The sequence below is a fragment of the Ammoniphilus resinae genome (genome assembly GCF_017873965.1).
In the GTDB taxonomy this organism is placed as follows: domain Bacteria; phylum Bacillota; class Bacilli; order Aneurinibacillales; family RAOX-1; genus Ammoniphilus_A; species Ammoniphilus_A resinae.
Genome location: NZ_JAGGKT010000015.1, coordinates 16,619 through 39,241 on the forward strand (window position 1 = coordinate 16,619; position 22,623 = coordinate 39,241).

At 47.6% G+C, this 22,623-nt stretch carries 19 protein-coding genes; 17 read left to right on the forward strand and 2 right to left on the reverse strand.

Going from position 1 to position 22,623, the window contains the following annotated elements; translation table 11 throughout:
* Positions 1 to 272 precede the first annotated feature (272 nt).
* From J2Z37_RS19490 to J2Z37_RS19510, 5 genes are all read left to right on the forward strand, one after another.
* Positions 273 to 1,313 (forward strand): RluA family pseudouridine synthase, encoded by a 1,041-nt coding sequence (locus J2Z37_RS19490; RefSeq protein ID WP_245203972.1) that lies wholly within the window; start codon positions 273 to 275, stop codon positions 1,311 to 1,313.
* Between the two features lie 63 nt (positions 1,314 to 1,376).
* Positions 1,377 to 2,636, forward strand: coding sequence for an HD domain-containing protein (locus J2Z37_RS19495; RefSeq protein ID WP_209811986.1), 1,260 nt, complete (start codon positions 1,377 to 1,379; stop codon positions 2,634 to 2,636).
* A gap of 1 nt (position 2,637) precedes the next feature.
* Positions 2,638 to 3,138, forward strand: coding sequence for a YwgA family protein (locus tag J2Z37_RS19500; protein ID WP_209811987.1), 501 nt, complete (start codon positions 2,638 to 2,640; stop codon positions 3,136 to 3,138).
* A 75-nt stretch (positions 3,139 to 3,213) separates the two neighbouring features.
* On the forward strand, positions 3,214 to 3,720 hold the full coding sequence (locus J2Z37_RS19505; RefSeq protein WP_209811988.1) for a YwhD family protein: 507 nt from the start codon (positions 3,214 to 3,216) through the stop codon (positions 3,718 to 3,720).
* 261 nt (positions 3,721 to 3,981) lie between these two features.
* A complete protein-coding gene (locus tag J2Z37_RS19510) occupies positions 3,982 to 4,206 on the forward strand; it encodes a hypothetical protein (protein ID WP_209811989.1) in 225 nt (74 codons plus the stop codon).
* 191 nt (positions 4,207 to 4,397) lie between these two features.
* Here the strand turns inward: J2Z37_RS19510 and J2Z37_RS19515 are convergent, their stop codons facing one another.
* Positions 4,398 to 6,464: a transglycosylase domain-containing protein gene (locus tag J2Z37_RS19515; protein ID WP_209811990.1), complete on the reverse strand. Its 2,067-nt coding sequence runs from the start codon at positions 6,462 to 6,464 to the stop codon at positions 4,398 to 4,400.
* A gap of 324 nt (positions 6,465 to 6,788) precedes the next feature.
* Here J2Z37_RS19515 and speE point away from each other — a divergent pair, with 324 nt between their 5' ends.
* The 4 genes from speE (at position 6,789) to argS (ending at position 10,963) form a co-directional block, all read left to right on the forward strand.
* Positions 6,789 to 7,628, forward strand: coding sequence for a polyamine aminopropyltransferase (gene speE, locus J2Z37_RS19520; protein ID WP_209811991.1), 840 nt, complete (start codon positions 6,789 to 6,791; stop codon positions 7,626 to 7,628).
* An 11-nt stretch (positions 7,629 to 7,639) separates the two neighbouring features.
* Complete coding sequence (speB, locus tag J2Z37_RS19525) at positions 7,640 to 8,509, forward strand: agmatinase (protein ID WP_209811992.1); 870 nt, start codon at positions 7,640 to 7,642, stop codon at positions 8,507 to 8,509.
* Positions 8,510 to 8,845: 336 nt separating this feature from the next.
* Positions 8,846 to 9,253, forward strand: a complete 408-nt coding sequence (locus tag J2Z37_RS19530) for a YwiB family protein (RefSeq protein ID WP_209811993.1) — start codon at positions 8,846 to 8,848, stop codon at positions 9,251 to 9,253.
* Between the two features lie 30 nt (positions 9,254 to 9,283).
* Positions 9,284 to 10,963, forward strand: a complete 1,680-nt coding sequence (gene argS, locus J2Z37_RS19535; protein ID WP_209811994.1) for an arginine--tRNA ligase — start codon at positions 9,284 to 9,286, stop codon at positions 10,961 to 10,963.
* A 399-nt stretch (positions 10,964 to 11,362) separates the two neighbouring features.
* Here the strand turns inward: argS and J2Z37_RS19540 are convergent, their stop codons facing one another.
* Positions 11,363 to 12,265, reverse strand: coding sequence for a transposase (locus tag J2Z37_RS19540; protein WP_209811995.1), 903 nt, complete (start codon positions 12,263 to 12,265; stop codon positions 11,363 to 11,365).
* A 153-nt stretch (positions 12,266 to 12,418) separates the two neighbouring features.
* Between J2Z37_RS19540 and J2Z37_RS19545 the strand changes: the two genes are divergently transcribed.
* The 8 genes from J2Z37_RS19545 to meaB all read left to right on the forward strand — a co-directional run bounded on the left by J2Z37_RS19545 (position 12,419) and on the right by meaB (position 22,609).
* A complete protein-coding gene (locus J2Z37_RS19545) occupies positions 12,419 to 12,592 on the forward strand; it encodes a hypothetical protein (RefSeq protein ID WP_209811996.1) in 174 nt (57 codons plus the stop codon).
* Positions 12,593 to 12,778: 186 nt separating this feature from the next.
* Entirely contained in the window at positions 12,779 to 14,242 is a 1,464-nt protein-coding gene (locus J2Z37_RS19550; RefSeq protein ID WP_209811997.1) for a sigma-54 interaction domain-containing protein, read from the forward strand.
* A 153-nt stretch (positions 14,243 to 14,395) separates the two neighbouring features.
* Entirely contained in the window at positions 14,396 to 16,456 is a 2,061-nt protein-coding gene (locus J2Z37_RS19555) for a heterodisulfide reductase-related iron-sulfur binding cluster (RefSeq protein WP_209811998.1), read from the forward strand.
* A 799-nt stretch (positions 16,457 to 17,255) separates the two neighbouring features.
* Positions 17,256 to 18,434, forward strand: a complete 1,179-nt coding sequence (locus J2Z37_RS19560) for an acetyl-CoA C-acetyltransferase (RefSeq protein WP_342453858.1) — start codon at positions 17,256 to 17,258, stop codon at positions 18,432 to 18,434.
* Between the two features lie 31 nt (positions 18,435 to 18,465).
* Positions 18,466 to 19,320, forward strand: coding sequence for a 3-hydroxybutyryl-CoA dehydrogenase (locus J2Z37_RS19565; protein WP_209812050.1), 855 nt, complete (start codon positions 18,466 to 18,468; stop codon positions 19,318 to 19,320).
* A gap of 32 nt (positions 19,321 to 19,352) precedes the next feature.
* On the forward strand, positions 19,353 to 20,495 hold the full coding sequence (locus J2Z37_RS19570; protein WP_209812000.1) for an acyl-CoA dehydrogenase: 1,143 nt from the start codon (positions 19,353 to 19,355) through the stop codon (positions 20,493 to 20,495).
* Positions 20,496 to 20,507: 12 nt separating this feature from the next.
* The gene (locus J2Z37_RS19575) at positions 20,508 to 21,650 is read left to right on the forward strand and encodes an acyl-CoA dehydrogenase (protein ID WP_209812001.1); all 1,143 of its coding nucleotides are present in this window, start codon (positions 20,508 to 20,510) and stop codon (positions 21,648 to 21,650) included.
* Positions 21,651 to 21,664: 14 nt separating this feature from the next.
* Positions 21,665 to 22,609 (forward strand): methylmalonyl Co-A mutase-associated GTPase MeaB, encoded by a 945-nt coding sequence (meaB, locus tag J2Z37_RS19580; RefSeq protein WP_209812002.1) that lies wholly within the window; start codon positions 21,665 to 21,667, stop codon positions 22,607 to 22,609.
* The last annotated feature ends 14 nt before the right edge of the window (positions 22,610 to 22,623 follow it).

Sequence of the window (22,623 nt, forward strand, 5' to 3'; positions counted from 1 at the left end):
ATGGGCTTCGATGGAAGCTTTTCTTAATATATATTATAGATTTATCCAATCAATAGGGCAATAGGTTCATGTTATGAAGGATCTGTCCTAACATCACACGATAGTCATAACATGTTATGTTAGGACATATGTAACATGTTATATTATGAAACTGCTGAACTTGTTGGTATGTATAGATCCGAATGATTTAGCCTATTATTTTATAATATATTATGCTTGGTATAACATGCAGATTAAATAAATTTTGTGATCATCCTATGTTATGATCTAACATGTTATGTGATGAGGTTGTGCGGAGGAAGCAGAAAGATGTTTTAAATCCTCGGATCAATGGTAAGATAAACGGGAGAAGTTTTGGAAAGAGAGCGGTGAAAATCATGAATGAAAAGCCTGTGATCAGGGGCAAATGGCTCGAATTAACCCTAAATGAGGTACATCAGGGGAAGACGGTAGAAGCCATTTTAAAAGAGGATCTGGCCTTATCAGGGCGGATGATTCAGCGGTTAACCCGACAAAAGGGATTGTTTTTAAATCGGAAGGCCCCTTTTTTGAAGAAAAAAGGGAAAAAAGGCGATGTCCTTCGCGTGCTGATTGGGGATCGTGAGGAAGGCGGGCTGACGCCGGAGAACATCCCGATTGACATCACGTATGAGGATCACGAGGTCCTTGTGATCAACAAACAGCCAGGGCTGATCGTCCATCCAATTAAACCGGACCAGCAAGGGACGCTGGCGAATGGCATTGCTTTTTATTTGGCGAGCAAAGGGACACCTGGCAAGGTAAGACCCGTGCATCGACTGGATAAAGACACTTCTGGACTAATCCTGATTGCCAAGAATAGCTACATACACCATTTGCTAGATAAACAGCTGCGGGAAAATGTGATCCACCGCGAATATCTTGTCTTAGTTAAAGGGAAATTAGCGGACCAACAGGGAACAATTCGGGAACCGATTGGACAAGACCCGGAAAATCCGGTCAAGCGGAAAGTCGTCTCCACAGGGGAAGAGGCAATCACCCATTTTCAGGTGGAAAAAGAATTTGCCGAATGCAGTCTGTTGCGCGTTCGACTGGAAACGGGCCGGACCCATCAGATCCGCGTCCATTTCAACCATATCGGCCACCCAGTACTAGGCGATACACTCTATGGAAATCCACATCCGCACATCCGTCGGCAAGCTTTGCACGCGTATCAGCTGCAATTCGTGCACCCGCTGCGCGAGGAGCTCATGAGCTTTACCGAGGAGCCGCTAGAGGATTTTCAAAAGCTAATGGAATTTGAGCAAAAGAAGGGTGCTGTGGCGAAGGAATAGGGGCATTTTTGTCGAAATCTATAAAAGGAAAAACACTCTTTGTGACGGAGGATGCCTTTTAAGATGACTCCTACGCTTTTGGAAGAAGAAAAGGTTTTTAAAGATCCTGTCCATCGCTATATCCACGTTCGCTACAAAACGATATGGGACCTGATTGATACACCTGAATTTCAGCGCCTGCGCCGGATTCGTCAACTGGGTACCACGATGTTTACTTTCCACGGGGCGGAACACAGCCGCTTTAACCATTCTTTGGGCGTCTATGAAATTATGCGGCGAATCGTCACCAAGCTGGAAGTGTTGACGGAGGAAGAGCGGTTGCTTTGCCTTTGCTCCGCACTGCTCCACGATGTCGGTCATGGCCCCTTTTCCCACACCTTTGAGAAAGTCTTCAAAACAGACCACGAGGAATGGACGAGACGGATCATCGAGGGAGAGACGGAAATTCGCCGTGTGTTGTCCGAGGTTTCTGCAGATTTTCCCAAGAAGGTTTCCGAAGTCATTGGCAAAACGTATCCCAATAAAATGATCGTCAGTTTGATTTCCAGTCAAATCGATGCCGATCGGATGGATTATTTGTTGCGTGATGCCTATTATACGGGGGTCAATTACGGAAACTTTGATATTGAACGGATCCTTCGTCTGATGCGCCCGGCGGAGGAGCAGATCGCGATCAAATACAGCGGGATGCATGCGGTCGAGGATTACATCGTTTCCCGTTATCAAATGTACTGGCAGGTTTATTTTCATCCCGTCACCCGCAGTGCCGAAGTGATCCTAAAAAAACTATTCCAGCGGGCCAAGCTGCTTTATGATTGCAATTATCATTTTCGAATTTTTCCCGAGCCCTTGGTTCCGTTTTTTAAGGATGGACCTGCGAAGCTGCGTCAATACTTGGATCTAGATGAAGCGACGGTGATTTACTACATACGGGAATGGAAAAGGGAAGAGGATACGATTCTCTCAGACCTTGCCGAGCGGTTTATGAACCGCAGGTTGTTTAAATATATCCAGTACCAGCCACTGGATTATTTGATGTGGACAGACTTGCAGGGTCTTTTTGAAGATGCAGGTTTGGATCCTGCCTATTACTTGGAGTTCGATTCTCCTTCGGATTTGCCCTACGATTTTTATCGCTCGGGAGAGGAAGAGGAGGAACGGCTGCCCATTTTATTATTGATGCCTGACGGATCGCTAGAGGAGCTATCGCGAAAATCAGACATAGTGCAATCGATCTCCGGGAAGCGGAGATTTGATCATAAATTGTATTTTCCTGAGGATCGGATCACCGACGAGATCAGGAAGCGTTTAGGGGTGAACTAGGTTGCTTACGGAACATGCAAAAGTGCTGTATCTTCTGGACACTTTGGGGGAAATTGTGGGACGCAAGAAGCTGCAGAAAATGGTTTATATTTCACAAAAACTCAAATTTGATTTTAATCAGCGGTTTCAATTTCATTTTTATGGGCCCTATTCGGAAGAACTGACAGTGATGACAGAGGAGCTCTGCGAGCTCGGATTTATTGAGGAAAACCAGCAGGACAAAGGGAACTACTCGGTTTATCAATATGCCATTACGGAAAAGGGACGGGATTTTCTCCACCATGTACATGTGAATTTGGGAAATATTCTGCCCATCGCGAGCAAATTAAATGATTCCAGTTCGCGGTTTCTTGAGCTGCTCTCCACGGTCTTTTATTTTGAACAGCTTAGCCGTGAGGAAGTCGAGGAAAAGATTTTTACGCTGAAAGCCAAATCGAATTATTCCCACGGGGAAATCAGCGAGGCTTACCGTTGGCTGCAAGAGCTTCGACAAAGCTGCTGAGCAGTGTCTGATTTCGTTGCACCTTGACTTCCAAATCCTGTAGAATAAGGGGAAGGAATAAAGGAGGTTAACACCGTGGATTTATTAAATAACAATAACAAGAAAAAAGGCTTGGATTTAAATATTGTAAGCAGCACGAACACACACGGCGGTTTTGGAGCGGGGATGATCAATTTAAGCAATGTTTCCTCGGTGATTATCGAAGAGGACGAGGCCTACATTGATTTAGGTGCGCTCCATGCAAAAAGCAAGGTGGAAAAGGGCATCAAGTTTCTCCCGAATAAAGAAGATGTGCCGAACGGCAAGACCTGCTGGATTATTTGGGTGGCTGCGGAACGCAAGGAAGATGGCGCCTATTATGCTGGGATGACCGCCTGTGAAATGTTGGTTGACCGCGAGGCGCGCAGGGGTTGGAAGATTCTTGCCGACCATGTGAACCGTATGGATTATGCCATGAAACGTCGCTATATGCTCGATGGGCTGAACGACACAGAAAAAGCGGCGTTGAAAAAATTATTAATTGAAAACAATCCGCAAATGTGGGAAAACTCTCCCGATGTGCTGAAGCAGGCTTTGAGCTAGTCGGGGGTCAGCTAAAAAGCAAGGTATAAAGCTCTTTGTAGTGTTAAAAAAGATTTTTTCCCTAGGGAATTGTATCGGATAGTAAAAAGAGGTAAACTAACTAGTGTTATCGCACACATAAACTAGGACCGGCAAAGGAGCTATGGGACGCCAACCATTGCTCCTTTCGTCGTTTTTCCCTCTTTTACCCAAAGCCCCGGAATCGCAATAATTTTGCCCCTGTGGAGCAAACTAAGCTTATTCCGTGGAAGGGGTGAAAGCATGAAAAAGCAACAAGACCATTTTGCTCGCCATGGAGGCGTTCATTTTACCAATAATGTATCCCCCGAAGAGATCAATGCCTTCGTTAGTTCGCTTCCGGAAGATCGGAAGGAAAGTATGTTTGAGGTGCTTGATGAGCTGCGCGATGAAGGGTTGATCGATATCGTCAACGATCATGTCTTTGCGGATGGGGAAGGGAAAATTGGCGGCAGCGATGACTGTTAAAAGCAACGACTGCAAAAAATGAACAAATAAAAAGTCCTGCTCATGTGGCTTTTGGTGCACACGGGTCAGGACTTTTTTTAGTTCAGTGTTGAGGTGAACGGTACTATTCTGGCCGCTTTGTGGCCACTATCCCATTCGGTCCGGATGTGCTGTGCTGTGATGTGTTAGGCAGGAATACAGCCAGTTCCGCATCACCACCACTGGAACATCCGTCGTAAGATCGATGGGTTTTTCTCAGGCTCTTGATCTGCCGCATCCTTTTTCTCAGGATCGATGGTTTCTCCTGCTGGCACATGCTCTTGGCAGTATTCAACAGGTTCGGTTCCGTCGGCAAAGTAGACCAGCTGCTGCACCGGGCAATACTCTGTAGCAAGTCTCATATTATCCGGGTTAATGTACACGCCGTGAACCCCATCCGGAATTGGGAACAGGGCAGGTGGTTGCCCGGCCAAAGCCGTTTCCATAAATTCTGCCCACAACGGGGCAGCAATACGGGCATCGTCGAACGAATCCATTTTCCGTCCTTCATCAAAGCCGGTCCATACGGCAACGCTCAACTGTGGGGTAAAGCCAACCAGCCAAGAATCGTAATCAGTTGTTCCCGTTTTGCCGGCGACAGGGCGGTGGAGGAAGGAGGATACGCGATGTGCTGTACCCACATTGTCCTCAAAAACACTTTGCAGCAAATGGGTGAGCAAAAAGGCTGGGGCCTTTTCCGCTACCTTCGTTCGAACGGGTTTTTCCTCCACTAACACATTTCCCTGTTGATCTTCAATCTTCAGGATCGCCAACGGCTCCACCCGCTCTCCCAGGTTTGCGATCGTGGAGAATCCCACGGCCATCTCCATGGGGGAAACAGGGATCGTTCCAAGGGCCAGAGAGGGCAGCGGCTTCAACGGGGTTTCGATGCCCAGGCGGCCTGCCGTTTCCACCAATTTCTCCGGACCTAGCAGCATATTGGTTTTCACGGCAAAGATGTTATCCGATTTCGCGATCGCTTCGCGCAAATTAATAAAATCATAAGGGTACTGATCGCCAAAGTTTTTTGGGATATATAGTTGCTCCTTATTTCGGCCATAGTTAAAGATGGTCGGTTCACTTTTGATTTCCGTTAAGGGAGTGTACCCGTTTTCCAAAGCTGCAAAATACAGAAAGGCCTTAAAGGATGAACCTGGCTGCCGTTTGGCAAATACCCGGTTGTATTGGCTTTCCTCGTAGTCGCGCCCGCCAACCATCGCTTTGATCGCACCGGTCGCGGGGTCGACAGCAACCAACGCCGCCTGTAAAGGACGATCCTTCGGCAAATATTTGGCCACCACTTCTTCCGCTTTTTTCTGCATCACAGGGTCCAGTGTGGTGTAGATTTTCAAACCACCGTTCACTAATTGTTCTTCCGGCAACTGATATTTTTCTTTTACCAAATAGGTGATATAGTCCCGGTAATAAGGCGCAATGACCTTCTCTTCGGAAGGAACAAGCCCAGCCAGTTTGATCTCTTCTTGCATAGCAAGATCCGCTTCTTCCCGGGAAATCATCTGCTGCTGGACCATTGCGTTCAACACGATTTTCTGGCGGTTTTTCGCGTTTTCCATGTTTAAGTAAGGAGAATAAAAGGCTGGACCTTTCGGAATCCCTGCAAGCATCGCTGATTCTGCCAAGGTGAGATCTGCTGCATGTTTTCCAAAGTAGGTTTTCGCCGCCGCCTCTGCTCCATACGCCGCATGACCGTAATAGATCTGGTTGAGATACATTTCGATAATCTTATCTTTGGAATAATTCAGCTCTAGTTGAATGGTAAGAATCGCTTCCTTGATTTTTCGCTCCCACGTTTTATCGAGGGTGAGATACAGGTTTCGCGCTAACTGCTGGGAGATCGTGCTAGCCCCTTGGACTTTTGCCATGTGCTGGATGTCAACGAGAATGGCCTTAGCCAGACGTTTAAAGTCAAATCCCATGTGATCATAGAATTTGCGGTCCTCGATCGCCACGGTGGCCTGCACGAGCCCGGGGGAGATCCGCTCCAATGGCACGATGGTCCGGTTTTCGCCGCTGAAAAGCGTATCTATCACGTCGCCATTTTCCGCATAGATCGTGCTCGTTTGCTCAATGATCGAAGGGGGCATGGGCTGTGAACGCAAATAAAGGATTCCGAAGGTGCTGGAAACGGCTAGGATAAAGGAAAATAAAAGACCAATTAAAAACAGCTTTCGCATCCATCGGAGAATGCGGATCAGTTGCACATTGCGTATGACTTCCATGGTTTGTCCCCCCTTTTTTTCTCAAGTTTGTCGTCGGCCAGATGGTGCCCCCACTTTGTTACTAGTGCTGATGAAGCCTCCACCATGCAGGGAAAAAATCCCGCAATTATTACCACTAGTATGGGGAATTCTAGTAAAACTTATACTTGCAATCTATTTGCCCTTTATAGATTGCTATCCCATCCTTTCAGGCTTGCTATTGCATCTGTTTCGGCTAGCTAATATAATGAATTTTGTTGTTTTTATAGATGGATAATTTTCACAGCCGTGACGTACAATACAGGATATCTTTGCAGATTGGCACTTTGGAAAGGGGAGTTTGACATGGGTGGTCAAGGTCTTTGGTTTACGGAGAACCAAACGGATAACTTCGGGATTACGATGAAAATCAAGAAAACCTTACATACAGAGCAAACGCCATTTCAAAAGCTAGAAATGGTGGAAACAGAAGAGTTCGGAAACATGCTTTTGTTGGATGGCATGGTGATGACCAGTAAAGTGGACGAATTTGTCTATCATGAGATGGTGGCGCATCCAATTCTCAATACCCATCCCAATCCCAAGCATGTCCTCGTTGTCGGTGGCGGTGATGGTGGTGTGATTCGGGAGATTCTCAAGCATAAAGAGGTAGAAAAGGCGGTTTTGGTCGAAATCGATGGCAAGGTGATCGAGTACTCCAAGAAGTTTTTACCGGAAATTGCGGGTGAACTCGAGAATCCGCGTGTGGAAGTCAAGGTTGATGATGGTTTCATGCATATTATCAAAAGTAAAAATCTCTACGACGTGATCATGGTCGATTCCACGGAACCGGTCGGTCCGGCGGCGCCGCTTTTTGAGCGCGGTTTTTATCAGGGGATTTTTGAGGCGTTAAAAGAGGATGGAATCTTCGTCGCGCAAACGGACAATCCCTGGTTCAAAGCGGATTTGATCCAGAAGGTCAGCCGTGATGTGAAGGAGATTTTCCCGATTACCCGCACTTATATTGCTAATATTCCTACGTACCCTTCGGGGATGTGGACGTTTACTTTGGGATCGAAAAAATACGATCCACTTGAAGTGAAGGAGTCTGAAATCGCCGATTTGCCGACGAAGTACTATTCTCCTGAGCTTCATCATGCTTGTTTTAAACTGCCAAAATTCGTAAAGGCGCTAGTAGAGGGGTAGGAGACGGTTCCATGAGATTTGACGAAGCATATTCAGGAAATATTTTTATCGGTGCACAGCAAGATTATGAAAAGGCCCAAGCGGTGCTATACGGAATGCCGATGGATTTTACCGTGAGTTTTCGACCGGGTTCTCGGTTTGGCCCGGGGCGGATTCGCGAAGTTTCGATTGGGCTCGAGGAATACAGTCCATATGTTGATCGCCACTTAGAGGAAATTAACTATTTTGACGCAGGGGATATCCCGCTTCCTTTCGGAAATCCAGGACGAAGCCTGGAGATGATCGCGGAATATGTTCGTGGATTGTTAAACGACGGAAAAATGCCTGTCGGTATGGGCGGAGAGCACTTGGTGAGCTGGCCGATTATCCAGGAAATGTACAAGAAGTACCCGGATCTTGTGCTTTTCCATTTTGATGCACATACCGATTTGCGTGATGAGTACGAAGGGGAGCCGCTTTCCCACTCGACTCCAATTAAAAAAGCCTGCGAGCTGATCGGCGGCAAAAATGTCTATTCTTTTGGCATTCGCTCAGGGATGAGGGAAGAGTTCTATTGGGCTAAGGAAAATATGAACTTGTTTAAGTTCGATGTCCTCGAGCCGTTGAAAAAGGTCCTGCCTTCAATCGGCAGTCGCCCGGTTTACCTGACGATTGATATTGATGTCCTTGATCCATCCGCAGCCCCTGGAACAGGTACTGCCGAAGCAGGCGGGATTACCTCCAAGGAGCTTTTGGCCTCGATCCATGCGATCGGCGAAGCCGGAATCAACATCGTAGGATGTGACCTTGTCGAAGTTGCTCCAGCCTACGACCCAACTGAGCAGACGCAAATCGTTGCTTCAAAGATTATTCGTGAGATGCTGTTGACGTTTGTGAAATAGGGTCTGGTCACTGGCGGGTTCTCCAGCTTGTTGGCGGAGACTTACTTGCGTAAGGGACAAGCACAGCAGGCCGGGACAATCCCCTTGGATCAGGTTCAAGTTCAAAAAGGTAGGAAGAATAAAGAGGTGGCAGATGCTCACCTCTTTTTTGCTGCCTATAGTCACTCTCCCCTTTGCTCAGCTCAGTTCCAACCTCCAGTTGATTACTGTCTTAATTTATGATCTGCTAATTTGGCTGGCTTGTTTCAGATTTTGATAAGAAACTTGTTTTTCCCTGGCAAAATGCCTAAAATATGTAGAATATAGAGCGTTCAGAAGTATAGGTGATCCGATGAGATGAAACACGTCCAATTACAGTTGCAAACCAAAATGGAAAACGTGGGGGAATCCCTTACACAGCAAGCAAAAGGAAAGTTGTACGCGAAAGGGTCCGGGTGGTACCTGACGTATCGGGAGACTCTCGACGAAGGGATGGAGGTTTCCACCACGTTGAAGGTCTTTGCAGAAGAAGGAAGAGCCCTTGTCATTCGCACCGGTTCGGTTCAGATGAGGCAAGAATACATCCTTGGGCAGTGGACTCAGGGGAAATATGTCAGCCCACATGGGGTGATGTGGATGGAAACAAAGGCAGAGCGGATCGGTTTTGATGCAGAAAATAGACGGTTGGAGCTAGATTATCTGCTGAAATTGAATGAAGAAGATTTGGGTCGCTATATATTGACGATAGATTGGCAAGAGTTGTAGATATGTTAGATGGTTGGAGGGTATTGGAAAATGAATATTGTGGAAAAGGTCAAAGAATCGATTATTGAAGGGATTAAACAGGCAGTAGTGAAAGCTGGCCTAGCAGAGGTGGAGCAAATCCCGGTTTTTGTCCTCGAAGTGCCAAAGGAAAAGTCCCATGGGGACTACGCAACAAATATTGCCATGCAGCTTGCTCGTGTCGCAAAAAAAGCGCCTCGTCAAATCGCAGAAGGAATTGTGGAAGCTTTTGATGCCAAAAAAGCGCATGTCGCAAAGATCGAAATCGCCGGACCCGGATTTATCAATTTATTTATGGATCAAGCTTATTTGACCGATGTCATTGCTGAAGTGTTGGCATCTGGTGAAAGTTATGGCCGGACGAACTTTGGAAATGGAACAAAAATCAATGTCGAATTTGTCAGTGCAAATCCAACCGGAAGCCTGCACTTGGGACATGCCCGCGGAGCTGCTGTTGGAGATGCGCTTTGCAATGTCCTTGACATGGCTGGCTTTGATGTGACTAGAGAATATTATATTAACGATGCCGGAAATCAAATTGCCAACCTTGCTAAATCAATCGAAGCGCGCTACATGCAGGCGTTAGGCAAGGACTTCCCTATGCCAGAAGATGGGTATCATGGACAGGATATTGTGGAGTTTGGCCAGGAGTTGGCGGCGGAATCAGGGGACAAGTATGTGTTGATGTCTGAGGAGGAACGATTCCAATTTTTCCGTGAGTACGGTCTGAAAAAAGAGCTAGCCAAATTGAAGCAGGATTTGCAGGATTTCGGTGTGGAATTTGATGTTTGGTTCAGTGAAACCTCGTTATATGAGGCGGGGGCTGTTCCGGAAATCGTTGAAAAGCTTCGTGAATGCGGTTATGTATACGAACAGGATGGCGCAACTTGGTTGCGGTCCACTGAATTTGGCGATGATAAGGATCGTGTGTTGATTAAAAACGATGGCAGTTATACTTACTTAACGCCAGATATTGCTTATCACGAAAATAAATTTTCACGCGGTTACGACCGTCTAATCAATATTTGGGGGGCCGACCACCACGGTTATATTCCACGGATGAAGGCTGCGATGCAGTCCTTGGGACATGACGCCGAACAGCTTCATGTGATTATTAACCAAATGGTTAGTTTGTTCCAGGGCGGAGAAAAAGTGAAAATGTCCAAACGGACAGGAAAAGCTGTAACGATCCGTGACCTCATGGAGGAAGTCGGTCTTGACGCAACCCGTTATTTCTTTACGATGCGCAGCTCCGATGCTCATCTCGACTTCGACATGGATTTAGCCGTGTCCCAATCCAATGAAAATCCAGTTTTCTATGTACAGTACGCCCACGCCCGGATGTGCAGCATCTTGCGCAAGGCGGAAGATGAAGGCATTTCTTTAAAGGATATTGTGGATGAACAAGTAGACTTAAGTCTATTAAGCTCTGAAAAAGAGCTTGACCTTCTCAAGAAGATCGGTCAATTTCCAGAGGAAATTTCTCTAGCAGCTGAACAATATGCGCCACACCGTATGGTTCGATACGTTCATGAACTTGCGTCATTGTTCCACAGCTTTTATAATGCAGCACATGTTATTACAGAGGACAAGGCTTTGACAGTAGCCCGCCTGCACCTTGTAAAAGCAGTGCAAATTACGTTGGGTAATGGATTACGTCTTATTGGAGTAAACGCACCGGAAAAAATGTAAAGATCTCGAGGGTCGAGAGGGTGAGGGTATTGTTATATATTCTTGCCTTCTCTATCCACTATCCCTTTCTCTCAGACGACAAAATTTCATGTTGAGACCCTGTTTCTCTTCGCGAAATAGAAAGAGAGAGCGTTCCTGGAGCGTCTACCTTGTTTTTGCTCCTTATGTTCACTATCCCTTTTTCTCAGATGACAAAACTTCGTGCTATCGTGATCCCATTCCTCTTCGTGAAATAAAAATAGTGTGTACAAGGGGCAGGCATCCTCTTTGTTTTGTCTTCTTATGACCCCTATCCCTTTTTCTCAGGATAGACTCGGGTGGGTGGGTTGCTCAATTTTATCGTAAATGGGGAGTTGGTTTTGAACTCCTCTTTTTTTGTTTTTTTGTGGGTTTAGGGGCCTACATCGCCTGTAAGAGGTTTGAGTTCCTATTTTTTCTCCTCCTTCTGGTCACCTGCCAGTAGTTCGCCTTCTTCGTTGAGGCACATAGTTGAATAAGCCCCTGGAAAAGGGGAGCTTGATCCAGTGCCTGATTGACCCGATAGCAAAACTCGTCCAAATAAGCCTGCAAATGGCGAACGCCGATTCCATGAAAGGTTTCGTTCAACCACTGAGAAGCCTTTTTGAAATAAGGATATCCTATCTTGAGTCTGCGGGGCTTGAGTCGTTGTGTCATATATTCCACTTCAGAATCCTCTGCCTCAATATACCTCTCTGCAAACGACTTTTTTTGTGGAGTTGAAATAAACTTCTCTCTCGGAGATTCTAAGAGAAGCTTCATTTTGATATAGGTAGGTTGTTTTTGTTCATTCAGGGATGTACCCACAAGGAGAAAATGCTCTTTGGGATGGGTCTGGTGGGTTATGTTGTAGGGGTGGCCGTAGCAGGCATCATGCACTTGGACCATGCCGGACAATAGATGGGTGGCATCAGACGTACTCATGGCCCGACGGATCTTCTGGAGGATTAACCAGGAGGTTTTGTAGGTGACTTGGATGATCTCTTTCAGTTGCACCGCATTGATCCCAGGAGAAGGGCGGGAGGCCAAAAAGATGGCAGTAAACCATTTTTGCAAGGGGGTCGGGCTCCCTTCCATAACGGTTCCAACGGTTAAAGACGTTTGATGGCTGCACTGGGCACACTCGTAGAGGGGAAGACGGCGGGTCGTGATCCGATAGAAATGCCGATGGCTGCATTTAGGGCAAACAAACCCATGAGGCCACTTCATTTGAAACAGATAGTCCGCACAGATGCCCTCGGAGTAAAAACGGTCCTTAAATTGATCGAGATTCATCGTATCCATGAATAACTCCTCCTTTAACGAACATATATTCTATTTGTAGATTAACAAACAGGTGTTCCTGTGTAAAGAGAAAGTATTCGACAAAGGTTTAAGAGACAGCCCCTGATAGAGTGGGATAGTGGCCAAAAGAAAGCGTGAATAGGTATAGTCGACATGGAGATGCCAAGAGCCAAGAGACACCTGAAAGCAACCCTGAAGGCAAGGGATAATGGTCAAAGGGAGCAGGAGAAGGGTGTTCAGTGGAGGGTGCCAACAACACATGGGGGAGCATGCCTGATCGAGAGGGATAGTGGTCAAAAGGAATTGGAAATAGGTATTGTCAACTGAAGGATGCCAACAGAATACTGGCAGTACCCCTGAAGCAGCGGGATAGTGTTCATAAAACTGCCAACAGTATCCTTCCAAAATCAATCGATCCCTCCGCAAACACGCACTATAGTGTAGAATACTAGTATAGAGATTGCCAGAAAATCGGCAGTCTATTCCTGGATGGAGGGGAGACTGAACAGAAATATGCACCAGATTCCGATTACTAATGAAACGTTGAAGGCGATTTTGAGTGCAATTGATGAAGGAATCCATGCGGTTGATGCCCGTGGGATGACTATTTATTATAACCATATTGCGGCACAGTTGGACGGGATGCAGGTGGAGGAAGTGCAGGGGAAGCATTTGCTGGAGGTTTTTCCTTCGCTGAATGTGGAAACAAGTACGCTGTTGAAGGTCATTGAAACTCGGGAGCCGATTTATCATCAGCACCAGAGCTACCGAAATGTAAAAGGAAAAAAGGTCGTCACAGTCAATACCACAGTGCCCATTTTGGTGAATGGGGAAGTGCTTGGGGCGGTTGAGGTGGCGAAGGATATCTCTAAGGTCAAGGAACTTTCGGAAAAACTAATTGATCTTCAGGCGCAAATGGTCACCAAGAAGCAGAAACCCCAAAAAACGACGAAAAACCAGGAAGAGACGGGAGCAAGATACCATTTTACGGATATCATCACGGAAAATCCACAAATGGAAAAGTTGATTCAATTAGGGAAAAAATCAGCGCAGACGAGCTCGCCCATTTTAATCATGGGTGAAACGGGGACGGGAAAAGAACTGCTTGTCCAATCGATTCATAATGCCTCCGCAAGACGAAATGCGCCGTTTATCGCACAGAACTGTGCAGCCTTGCCAGCTACCTTACTAGAAGGGATACTTTTCGGAACGGTCAAAGGAAGCTTCACGGGGGCAGAGGATCGGCCGGGATTATTTGAACTCGCGGATGGGGGAAGTTTGTTTTTAGATGAAATCAACAGCATGCCTATGGAGTTACAGGCCAAATTATTGCGAGTCATACAGGAAAATCGCGTTCGCCGTGTTGGAGGGACACAGGAGATTTCGGTGGATGTACGCTTAATGGCGGCTCTAAATGAAGATCCACAAGAAGCGATCAGGGAAAACCGTTTGCGGTCGGACCTCTATTATCGGTTGCATGTCGTTTCCTTTTTGCTGCCCCCTTTAAGGGAAAGAAAAGAGGATATTGAAAGATTGACACAGCATTTTGTGAAGAAATTCAATTATAAATTCAACAAACTAGTCATGGGAGTTAGCCCCAAAGTCTCCGAAGTGCTCAATCAGCATGATTGGCCAGGGAACATCCGTGAACTGGAGCATACGATTGAAGCAGCAATGAATATGGTAGAGGGAAACAATATCGAAATTGAAGATCTGTCACAGCACCTGAAGCCAAAACAAAATAAAGGGAAGTTGCAGCAAAATCATGATGAGCAGACACTCCCTTTTTCCGGACCACAGAAACAAGCTTTACAACTGGAAAACCTCACATTGCGTGAGGCTGTGAACAATCTAGAGGATTTTATGATCGAAAAAGCGATGGAAAAAACGTCAGGAAACATCCTTCAAGCAGCAAAAATCCTGGGGATTCCCCGGCAAACTTTACAATATAAACTAGCTAAGGGATCGCAAGAATAGCAATAAATAGTAATAGCCACTTTTTCCAGGTGAAAGAGTGGCTAATTTTATAGAAAAAACTTTTATCTGAACGATCATTCACTTTTGATATAGAATTTGCTATAGTAAAGATACTCAGAAAATTTGCATCAAAGGACGTAAGGAGGAGAGAGAGTGCTAGCTTTTATCAATTTCCTGGCCTTTTTATTGGTAACAGGGTATGCTGTCTACTTGATTTTGCACGTAGTCTACAGCCGGATTACCTTCATTAAGCTTGGAAAAAAATCTAATTTGAAAGAAGACACAAAACAGCGAATCCACGAGGTTTTAGTCAACGTATTTGGGCAGAAAAAACTGCTCAAGGATCCGAAAAGCGGATTGATGCACGTTGTGATGTTTTATGGCTTCATTATTCTCCAATTTGGAGCGATTGAACTTATTATTAAAGGATTTATTAAAGGGTTTGAATATCCAATCGGGGCAGCGCACCACTTTTTCAGCTTAACACAGGAAATCACCACCTTCCTCGTGTTTCTTGCAACCGCATACGCGTTTTATCGCCGTTATGTAGAGAAGCTTGGACGTCTCAAGCGAGGCTGGAAAGCAGGCCTTGTCATTATGTTTTTATCGACGTTGATGCTTTCCATTCTGTTGTCCTTAACGTTTGAGCACCTTTGGCTTGGCGAACCGGGCAATGCCGCTTATGCGCCGATTTCAACGCTTTTAGCAGGGCTTTTCAGTGGGATGAGCACAACAGCTGCAGGAGTCCTCTTCTATATTTTTTGGTGGATTCATCTGCTTACACTGCTTTCGTTTGCCGTTTACGTTCCACAATCGAAGCACGCCCACTTGCTTTTTGCCCCTGTAAACGTCTATTTACGGGACACAAAGCCAGTTGGAAAGCTGACCTCGATCGATTTTGAGGATGAAACACAGGAAACGTATGGTGCTGGAAAAATCGAAGATTTTCGCCAGAACCAACTGATCGACCTTTACGCCTGTGTGGAGTGCGGTCGCTGTACCAACATGTGTCCTGCATCCGGCACGGGGAAAACTCTATCTCCGATGGCTTTAATCGTGAAAATGAGGGATCACCTCACCGAAAAAGGGGCTTCCATTACTTCGCGGACACCGTGGATGCCGGGCTTTATCTTCCAGGATAACAAAGCGAACACACTGGCTGCCGCAGCTACTGGTTCAGAAGTCGCCGCCACTGCACAGTATGAGGTTAATCTAATCGGTGATGTCATTACGGAAGAAGAACTTTGGGCTTGTACCACTTGCCGCAATTGTGAAGACCAGTGCCCTGTAGCAAATGAGCACGTGGAAAAGATCATCGACATGCGTCGCTACCTTGTCCTGACCGAAGGAAATATGCCTTCCGAGGCAGCGCGTTATTTCCAAAACATTGAACGACAAAGCAATCCTTGGGGAATCAACCGCAAGGAGCGCATCAAATGGCGCGAAGAACGGGACGATATTGAGGTTCCGACCGTGAAGGAAGCCGATGAGTTCGAGTATTTATTATGGGTCGGATCGATGGGATCTTTCGATAAGCGAAGCCAAAAAATCGTCCAATCCTTTGCTAAAATCCTCAACGTAGCTGGTGTCAAGTTTGCCGTTCTCGGAAACGATGAGCGGAATTCTGGTGATACAGCGCGTCGTTTGGGGAATGAGTTTTTATTCCAGCAGCTTTGTCAGGAAAACATCGAAAACTTTCAAAAATACGAGGTAAAAAAGATCGTTACGATCGATCCTCATGCATATAATACGTTTAAACATGAGTATCCGGAATTTGGTTTGGAAGCCGAAGTTTATCATCATACGGAAATCATTTATCAATTGATCCAGGAAGGCCGGATCAAGCCAACCAAGGAAGTCGATGAAGCCATTGCTTATCACGATTCCTGCTACATTGGCCGTTACAACAACATTTACGATATTCCACGGCAAATTCTAAAGTCGATCCCAGGCGTGAACGTGCTGGAAATGGATCGCTCGAGGGAAGACGCGATGTGCTGTGGAGCCGGTGGCGGCATGATGTGGCTTGAAGAAACCCAGGGCAAACGCATTAACATCGAACGCACTGAACAGGCCTTGATGCTCAGCCCAACGACGATCGGCAGCAATTGCCCTTACTGCTTGACGATGATGAGCGATGGAACCAAGGCAAAAGAAGTGGAAGAGCAAGTGAAGACACTAGATATTGCAGAGATTGTAGAGAGGTCTCTGTAGGCTAGGGGGGAGGAGAGGATGAGTACCTTTTTTCAACCTCTGTGGTGACTATCCCATTGCGTCAGATGGAGGGTTAAGGTTGCCGATGTTTGGCAAGCAAAGGGTGAATATCTTTTCCTCAGGCCTTATGGTCACTATCCCTTTCAGTCAGACAGATGATTGAGTAAGGTTCCAGGTGAACCGAAGTAGGGTGGTTGCCTATTTCTCAATGCCTATGGTCATTATCCCATTCTGTCAGAAGGAAGCTCAGGGGGTGGTGGAAAGGTAGAGTTAGAGGTAGAGGTAGAGTGATCCCCGTATCCTCAGGGCCCTATGATCACTATCCCATCTGATTAGACGGGAGAGAAATCACAAAATACCATGTTGTCCCTTCCCTTCCTCCGGACTCCAGACAGAAGGGGATAGTGGCTACAGGTTAAGGAAAAGGGTGTACTCGTACTACAAGAGTCACTTCGATTACCCTTCGTGATTCCGGACGGAAGGGGATAGTGGACACAGGTTGAGGAAAAGGGTGTACTCGTACTACAAGGGTCACTTCGATTACCCTTCCTCAGGACTCCGGACGGAAGGGGATAGTGGGCACAGGTACCAGAAATGAACACATCCATCTATTCCACCGGAATATTGAGCAAACAGCCATCCCACCACAACCATTAATACCGTCCTCCCATCAAAAACACGGGAGGGCGTTTATTGCCATAATAATTGACTGAGCGGTCAGTCAGAAATTAGCAAAAAAAGGAGGAGAGAAACTATGGAAACGAATAAACCTTTGAAAAAATCAAAATCTAACGGATCCGTGAAAACCGTGATTGTCAGTGCAGCGAGAACACCCTTTGGGAAATTCGGAGGGGCTTTGAAAGATCTCACGGCTGTAGAACTTGGAGGCTCAGTGATTAAGGAATCGTTGAAACGAGCGGATATTTCGCCAGACCAAGTGGATGAAGTGATTATGGGCATGGTACTGCAGGCGGGGGCAGGGCAAATCCCCTCGCGTCAGGCGGCAAGATTAGCCGGGCTACCATGGGAGGTGCAGACCGAAACGATTAACAAAGTGTGCGCATCTGGATTAAGGGCAGTGACTCTAGCAGACCAGATTATTCGTGCAGGGGATGCTTCGATTATTGTAGCTGGGGGAATGGAAAGCATGAGCAATGCGCCGTATGCCCTCCCGAAAGCTCGCTTTGGGGCCAGGATGGGGAATGCGGAAATGAAGGATTTGATGGTTTCTGACGGACTGACTTGTGCTTTTGATCAGGTGCATATGGCGGTTCATGGAAGCAAAGTGGCTGCAGAATACGGGATTACCCGGGAAGCCCAGGATGCATGGGCACTTCGCAGCCATCAGCGGGCGATCGAGGCCATAGAAAGCGGGAAGTTCAGTGAAGAAATTGCCCCCGTGGAGGTTCCAACGAAAAAAGGCGCCCCGATCATCGTCATACAAGACGAGGGACCGCGCAAGGATACGAGCTTGGAACAGCTGCAGAAGCTGTCGCCGATTTTTGTTGCGGATGGGACGGTGACAGCGGGGAATGCGCCGGGTGTCAATGACGGAGCGGGAGCACTCGTGCTGATGTCCGAGGAAGCTGCGAAGGAACAACACAAGCAGCCTTTAGCTACGATTCTTGGCCATGCGGCAGTTGGGCAGCCTGCACCGTATATTGCTACAACGCCAGGACTCGCGATCCAAAAACTGCTCCAAAAAACCGGCTACAAGCTTTCCGATATCGATTTGTTTGAAGTGAACGAGGCGTTTGCGGCGGTAACTTTGACAAGTGAAAAAATCGTCGGCTGGGATCCGCAAAAGGTCAACGTCAACGGGGGAGCGATCGCCTTTGGCCATCCGATTGGGGCAAGCGGAGCGCGCATCCTGACGACTTTAATTTACGAGCTGCGTCGTCGTGGTGGGGGACTTGGGATAGCCGCAATTTGCAGCGGGGCAGCACAGGGCGATGCAATTCTAGTAGAGGTACATTAAATTAAATAGAATGAGAGAGGGGTCTAAGACAATGGGGATACAAACAATGATGGTAATCGGCGCGGGACAAATGGGAAGCGGGATCGCACAGGTGGCGGCGACTGCTGGTTTTCGCGTGATTTTGAACGATATACAAGACGAGTTCATCCAAAGGGGGTTAAAAGGAATCCAGAAAAACCTCACCCGTGATGTGGAAAAAGGGCGCAAAACCGAGCAGGAAAAAGCAGAGATTCTCGCCCGCATCGAGCCATCCACCGACCTTCAAGCAGCGGCGCAAACAGATTTTGTCATCGAGGCCATTATTGAAAACTTGGATAAGAAAGCAGAGATTTTCCGCCAACTAGATGCCATTTGTCCACCGCAAACCATTTTAGCTTCCAACACATCTTCTTTGCCCATCACGGAAATTGCCGCGGTGACAAATCGCCCGGAAAAAGTCATCGGGATGCATTTCATGAACCCAGTTCCGGTGATGAAGCTGATTGAGGTGATCCGCGGACTGGCGACATCGGATGAAACCTATCAAATCGTCGAAGATCTATCAAAAAAAATGCAGAAGATCCCTGTAGAGGTGAACGATTTCCCTGGTTTTATCTCCAACCGAGTGCTGATGCCGATGATTAACGAAGCGATTTATTGCGTCTATGAAGGCGTGGCGAAACCGGAGGCGATCGACCAAATCATGAAGTTGGGGATGAACCACCCGATGGGACCGCTGACCTTGGCGGATTTTATCGGGCTGGATACTTGCCTTTATATCATGGAAGTGCTGCACGAAGGGTTCGGCGATTCGAAGTACCGCCCTTGTCCACTGTTAAGAAAGTATGTAAAAGCTGGCTGGCTGGGGAAAAAATCAGGACGGGGATTTTTCCGTTACGAGTCATAGTTTCAACACGATGAAAAAGGGGTGTAACGGAAATGAACTTTCTCTTTAACGAAGAACAGGAAATGATGGGCAAGATGGTGCGCGACTTTGCAAAGAAGGAAATTGCCCCCTGCGTGGAGAAGATGGAAGAAACAGATGAATTCCCATTGGCGTTGATTCGTAAAATGGGAGAGCAAGGATTCATGGGCATTCCCATTTCGGAAAAGTGGGGCGGTGCAGGGGCAGACTTTGTTGCCTTCATTCAGGCAATTCATGAAATTTCCAAGGTGAGTGCAACCGTCGGGGCGATTTTGTCGGTGCATACCTCGTTGGGGATTAACCCGATTTTAACCTTTGGCTCAGAAGAACAAAAACAAAAGTACCTTCCTAAAATGACGGCGGGTGAGTATATCGGTGCTTTTGCCTTGACGGAAAGCGGTGCGGGCTCTGATGCGGCGAAAATCAAGACGACCGCGGTCAAAAAAGGGGAGTATTACGAACTGAACGGCTCGAAGATTTTCATCACCAACGGTGGGGCCGCACAAACGTATTTGACATTCGCTGTGTCAGACCCAACAAAGGGATCGAAAGGGATCTCCGCTTTTATCGTGGAAAAAGGAACACCCGGCTTTACCATCGGCAAAAAGGAAAAGAAGATGGGGCTGCATGGCTCCAGCACGGTGGAACTGATTTTTGACCAGGCAAAAGTGCCCGCAAGTCAGCTGCTAGGTGTGGAAGGGCAGGGATTCGAAATCGCCATGGCGAACCTCGACGTCGGCCGTATCGGGATCGGCGCACAGGCGCTAGGCATTGCCGAAGCAGCCCTGGAGCATTCCCTTGCCTATGCCAAGGAGCGTGAACAGTTCGGCCGGCCGATTTCCGCTTTCCAAGGGATCTCCTTTAAGCTCGCCGACATGGCGACACAGATCGAAGCCGCAAGGCTCATGGTCTACCGGGCAGCGACCCTGCGTGCACAGGGAATTAAATGTGGGCGTGAAGCCTCGATGGCCAAACGTCTGGCCAGTGATACCGCAATGCAGGTGACCACCGAGGCGATCCAAATTTTCGGCGGCTATGGCTATATCCGGGAGTATCCCGTGGAGAGATTGTTCCGTGATGCGAAAGTGACCCAAATCTATGAAGGCACCAACGAAATTCAGCGGGTCGTGATTTCTAGATATCTTTTAGAAGACTAGGGAGGAATAACCGTGAATTTTCAACTATCCGAAGAACATCAAATGATGCAGAAAATGGTTCGTGAATTTGCCTTGAAGGAATGTGGTCCAACAGCCGCCGAGAGGGATGAAGAAGAGCGCTGGGATATGGGAATCTGGCGAAAAATGGTCGATCTTGGCCTGAGCGGAATCCCTTGGCCGGAAAAATACGGCGGTGTCGGCGCAGATTATCTAAGCTACGTGATCGCTGTAGAAGAGCTGTCCCGCGTGGATTCTTCAGTCGGTGTTACATTATCGGCGCATACCTCGCTGGCGAGCTGGCCGATCTATAAATTTGGGACGGAAGAGCAGAAACAAACCTATTTGCGCGCCTTAGCCGAGGGGAGAAGCTTGGGAGCCTACTGCCTGACAGAACCAGGTTCTGGATCCGATGCCGCTGGGATGAAAACCACCGCCGTGCTAAAAGGGGATGAATGGATCCTGAACGGCTCAAAAATTTTCATCACCAACGGACTTGATGCCGATATCTTTGTCGTCTTTGCCCAGACCAACCCGGAATTAAAGCATAAAGGAATCGGAGCTTTTATTGTCGAGCGCAAGTTCCCTGGTTTTTCTGTCGGGAAGAAGGAAAAGAAAATGGGTATCCGTTCATCTTCCACCACCGAAGTGATTTTTGAGGACTGCCGCGTTCCCAAGGAAAATCTGTTGGGGCAAGTCGGCGAAGGCTTTAAAATCGCCATGATGACGCTCGATGGGGGCCGCTCAGGAATTGCTGCACAGGCCCTCGGAATCGCCCAAGGCGCTTTTGACCATGCACTTGCTTACGCGAAGCAAAGAAATCAGTTTGGCAAGCCGATTGCCAAACTGCAGGCGATTCAATTCAAGCTAGCCGACATGGCAACGAAAATCGAAGCCGCGCGTCTCTTGACGTACCAAGGGGCTTGGCGGGAGGATCAAGGCCTTCCTTATGGATTGCAATCCTCGATGTCAAAGCTCTATGCTGGCGATATCGCGATGGAAGTGACGACAGAGGCCGTGCAAGTTTTTGGCGGGTATGGCTACACGAGGGAATATCCAGTTGAACGATTCATGCGCGATGCAAAAATTACGCAAATCTACGAAGGAACGAACGAAATCCAGCGTGTTGTGATTGCTGGGCATATTTTAAAAGACTAGGTTAGGTGATACCATTGCAGGAGCTATCCAAGCGGATTTTGAACGGCGATCGGCGGGCCGCGGCCCGGGCCATTTCTTATATCGAGGATGACCACCCGTTGAAGCAGACGATTTTGCAGGAGCTGTTTCCTTCCACAGGGAAAGCTTTCGTGATGGGGATTACGGGTTCCCCTGGCGCCGGCAAAAGCTCCCTGGTCGACGTCCTCGTAGCCTACCTGCGGGGGCTCGGTTTGACCGTTGGGATCATTGCGGTGGATCCGACCAGCCCCTTCACCGGGGGGGCACTGTTAGGCGACCGGATCCGCATGCAGCGGCACGCGACAGACCCTGGGGTGTTCATCCGCAGTATGGGAACCCGCGGCAGCCTGGGCGGTCTAGCTCGGGCTAGCAAAGAGGCGATTCGCGTGCTGGATGCCTTTGGGCTGGACGTGATCATCGTCGAGACGGTTGGCGTGGGGCAGTCGGAGCTTGATATCATGCATATCGCGGACACGACGGCGGTCGTTTTAAATCCGGGCGGCGGCGACACGGTACAGGCTTTTAAAGCGGGGATTATGGAAATTGCAGACCTCTTTATTATTAACAAAGCGGATTTGTCGGGCACAAACAAGCTGATGAGAGAAGTTGAGCAAATGCTCGATCTGGCAAAGCACGACGCAGCTTGGCGACCAACCATTGTGCAAACGATTAGTCTGCAGGAAAAAGGGTTTGAGGAGCTTTGGGAAGCGTTTTTGAGACATCGAAAGTACCTGGAGGAAAGTGGGGAAGGCGAGCGCCGGCGTTCAAAACACCTTCGGGAGGAAGTGCTGGAGATCGTTGATTTCCGCATCCATCAGCAGATGATGAATAAAATAAAGCAAGGGGCCTTTGGGGACCTGCTCGAGCAGGTTGGACAGCGGGTGAAAGATCCTTACGAGGCAGCAGATGTGATTTTAAAAGATTATGCTTCAAGCAAATAAGTGGAAAAGGAGGG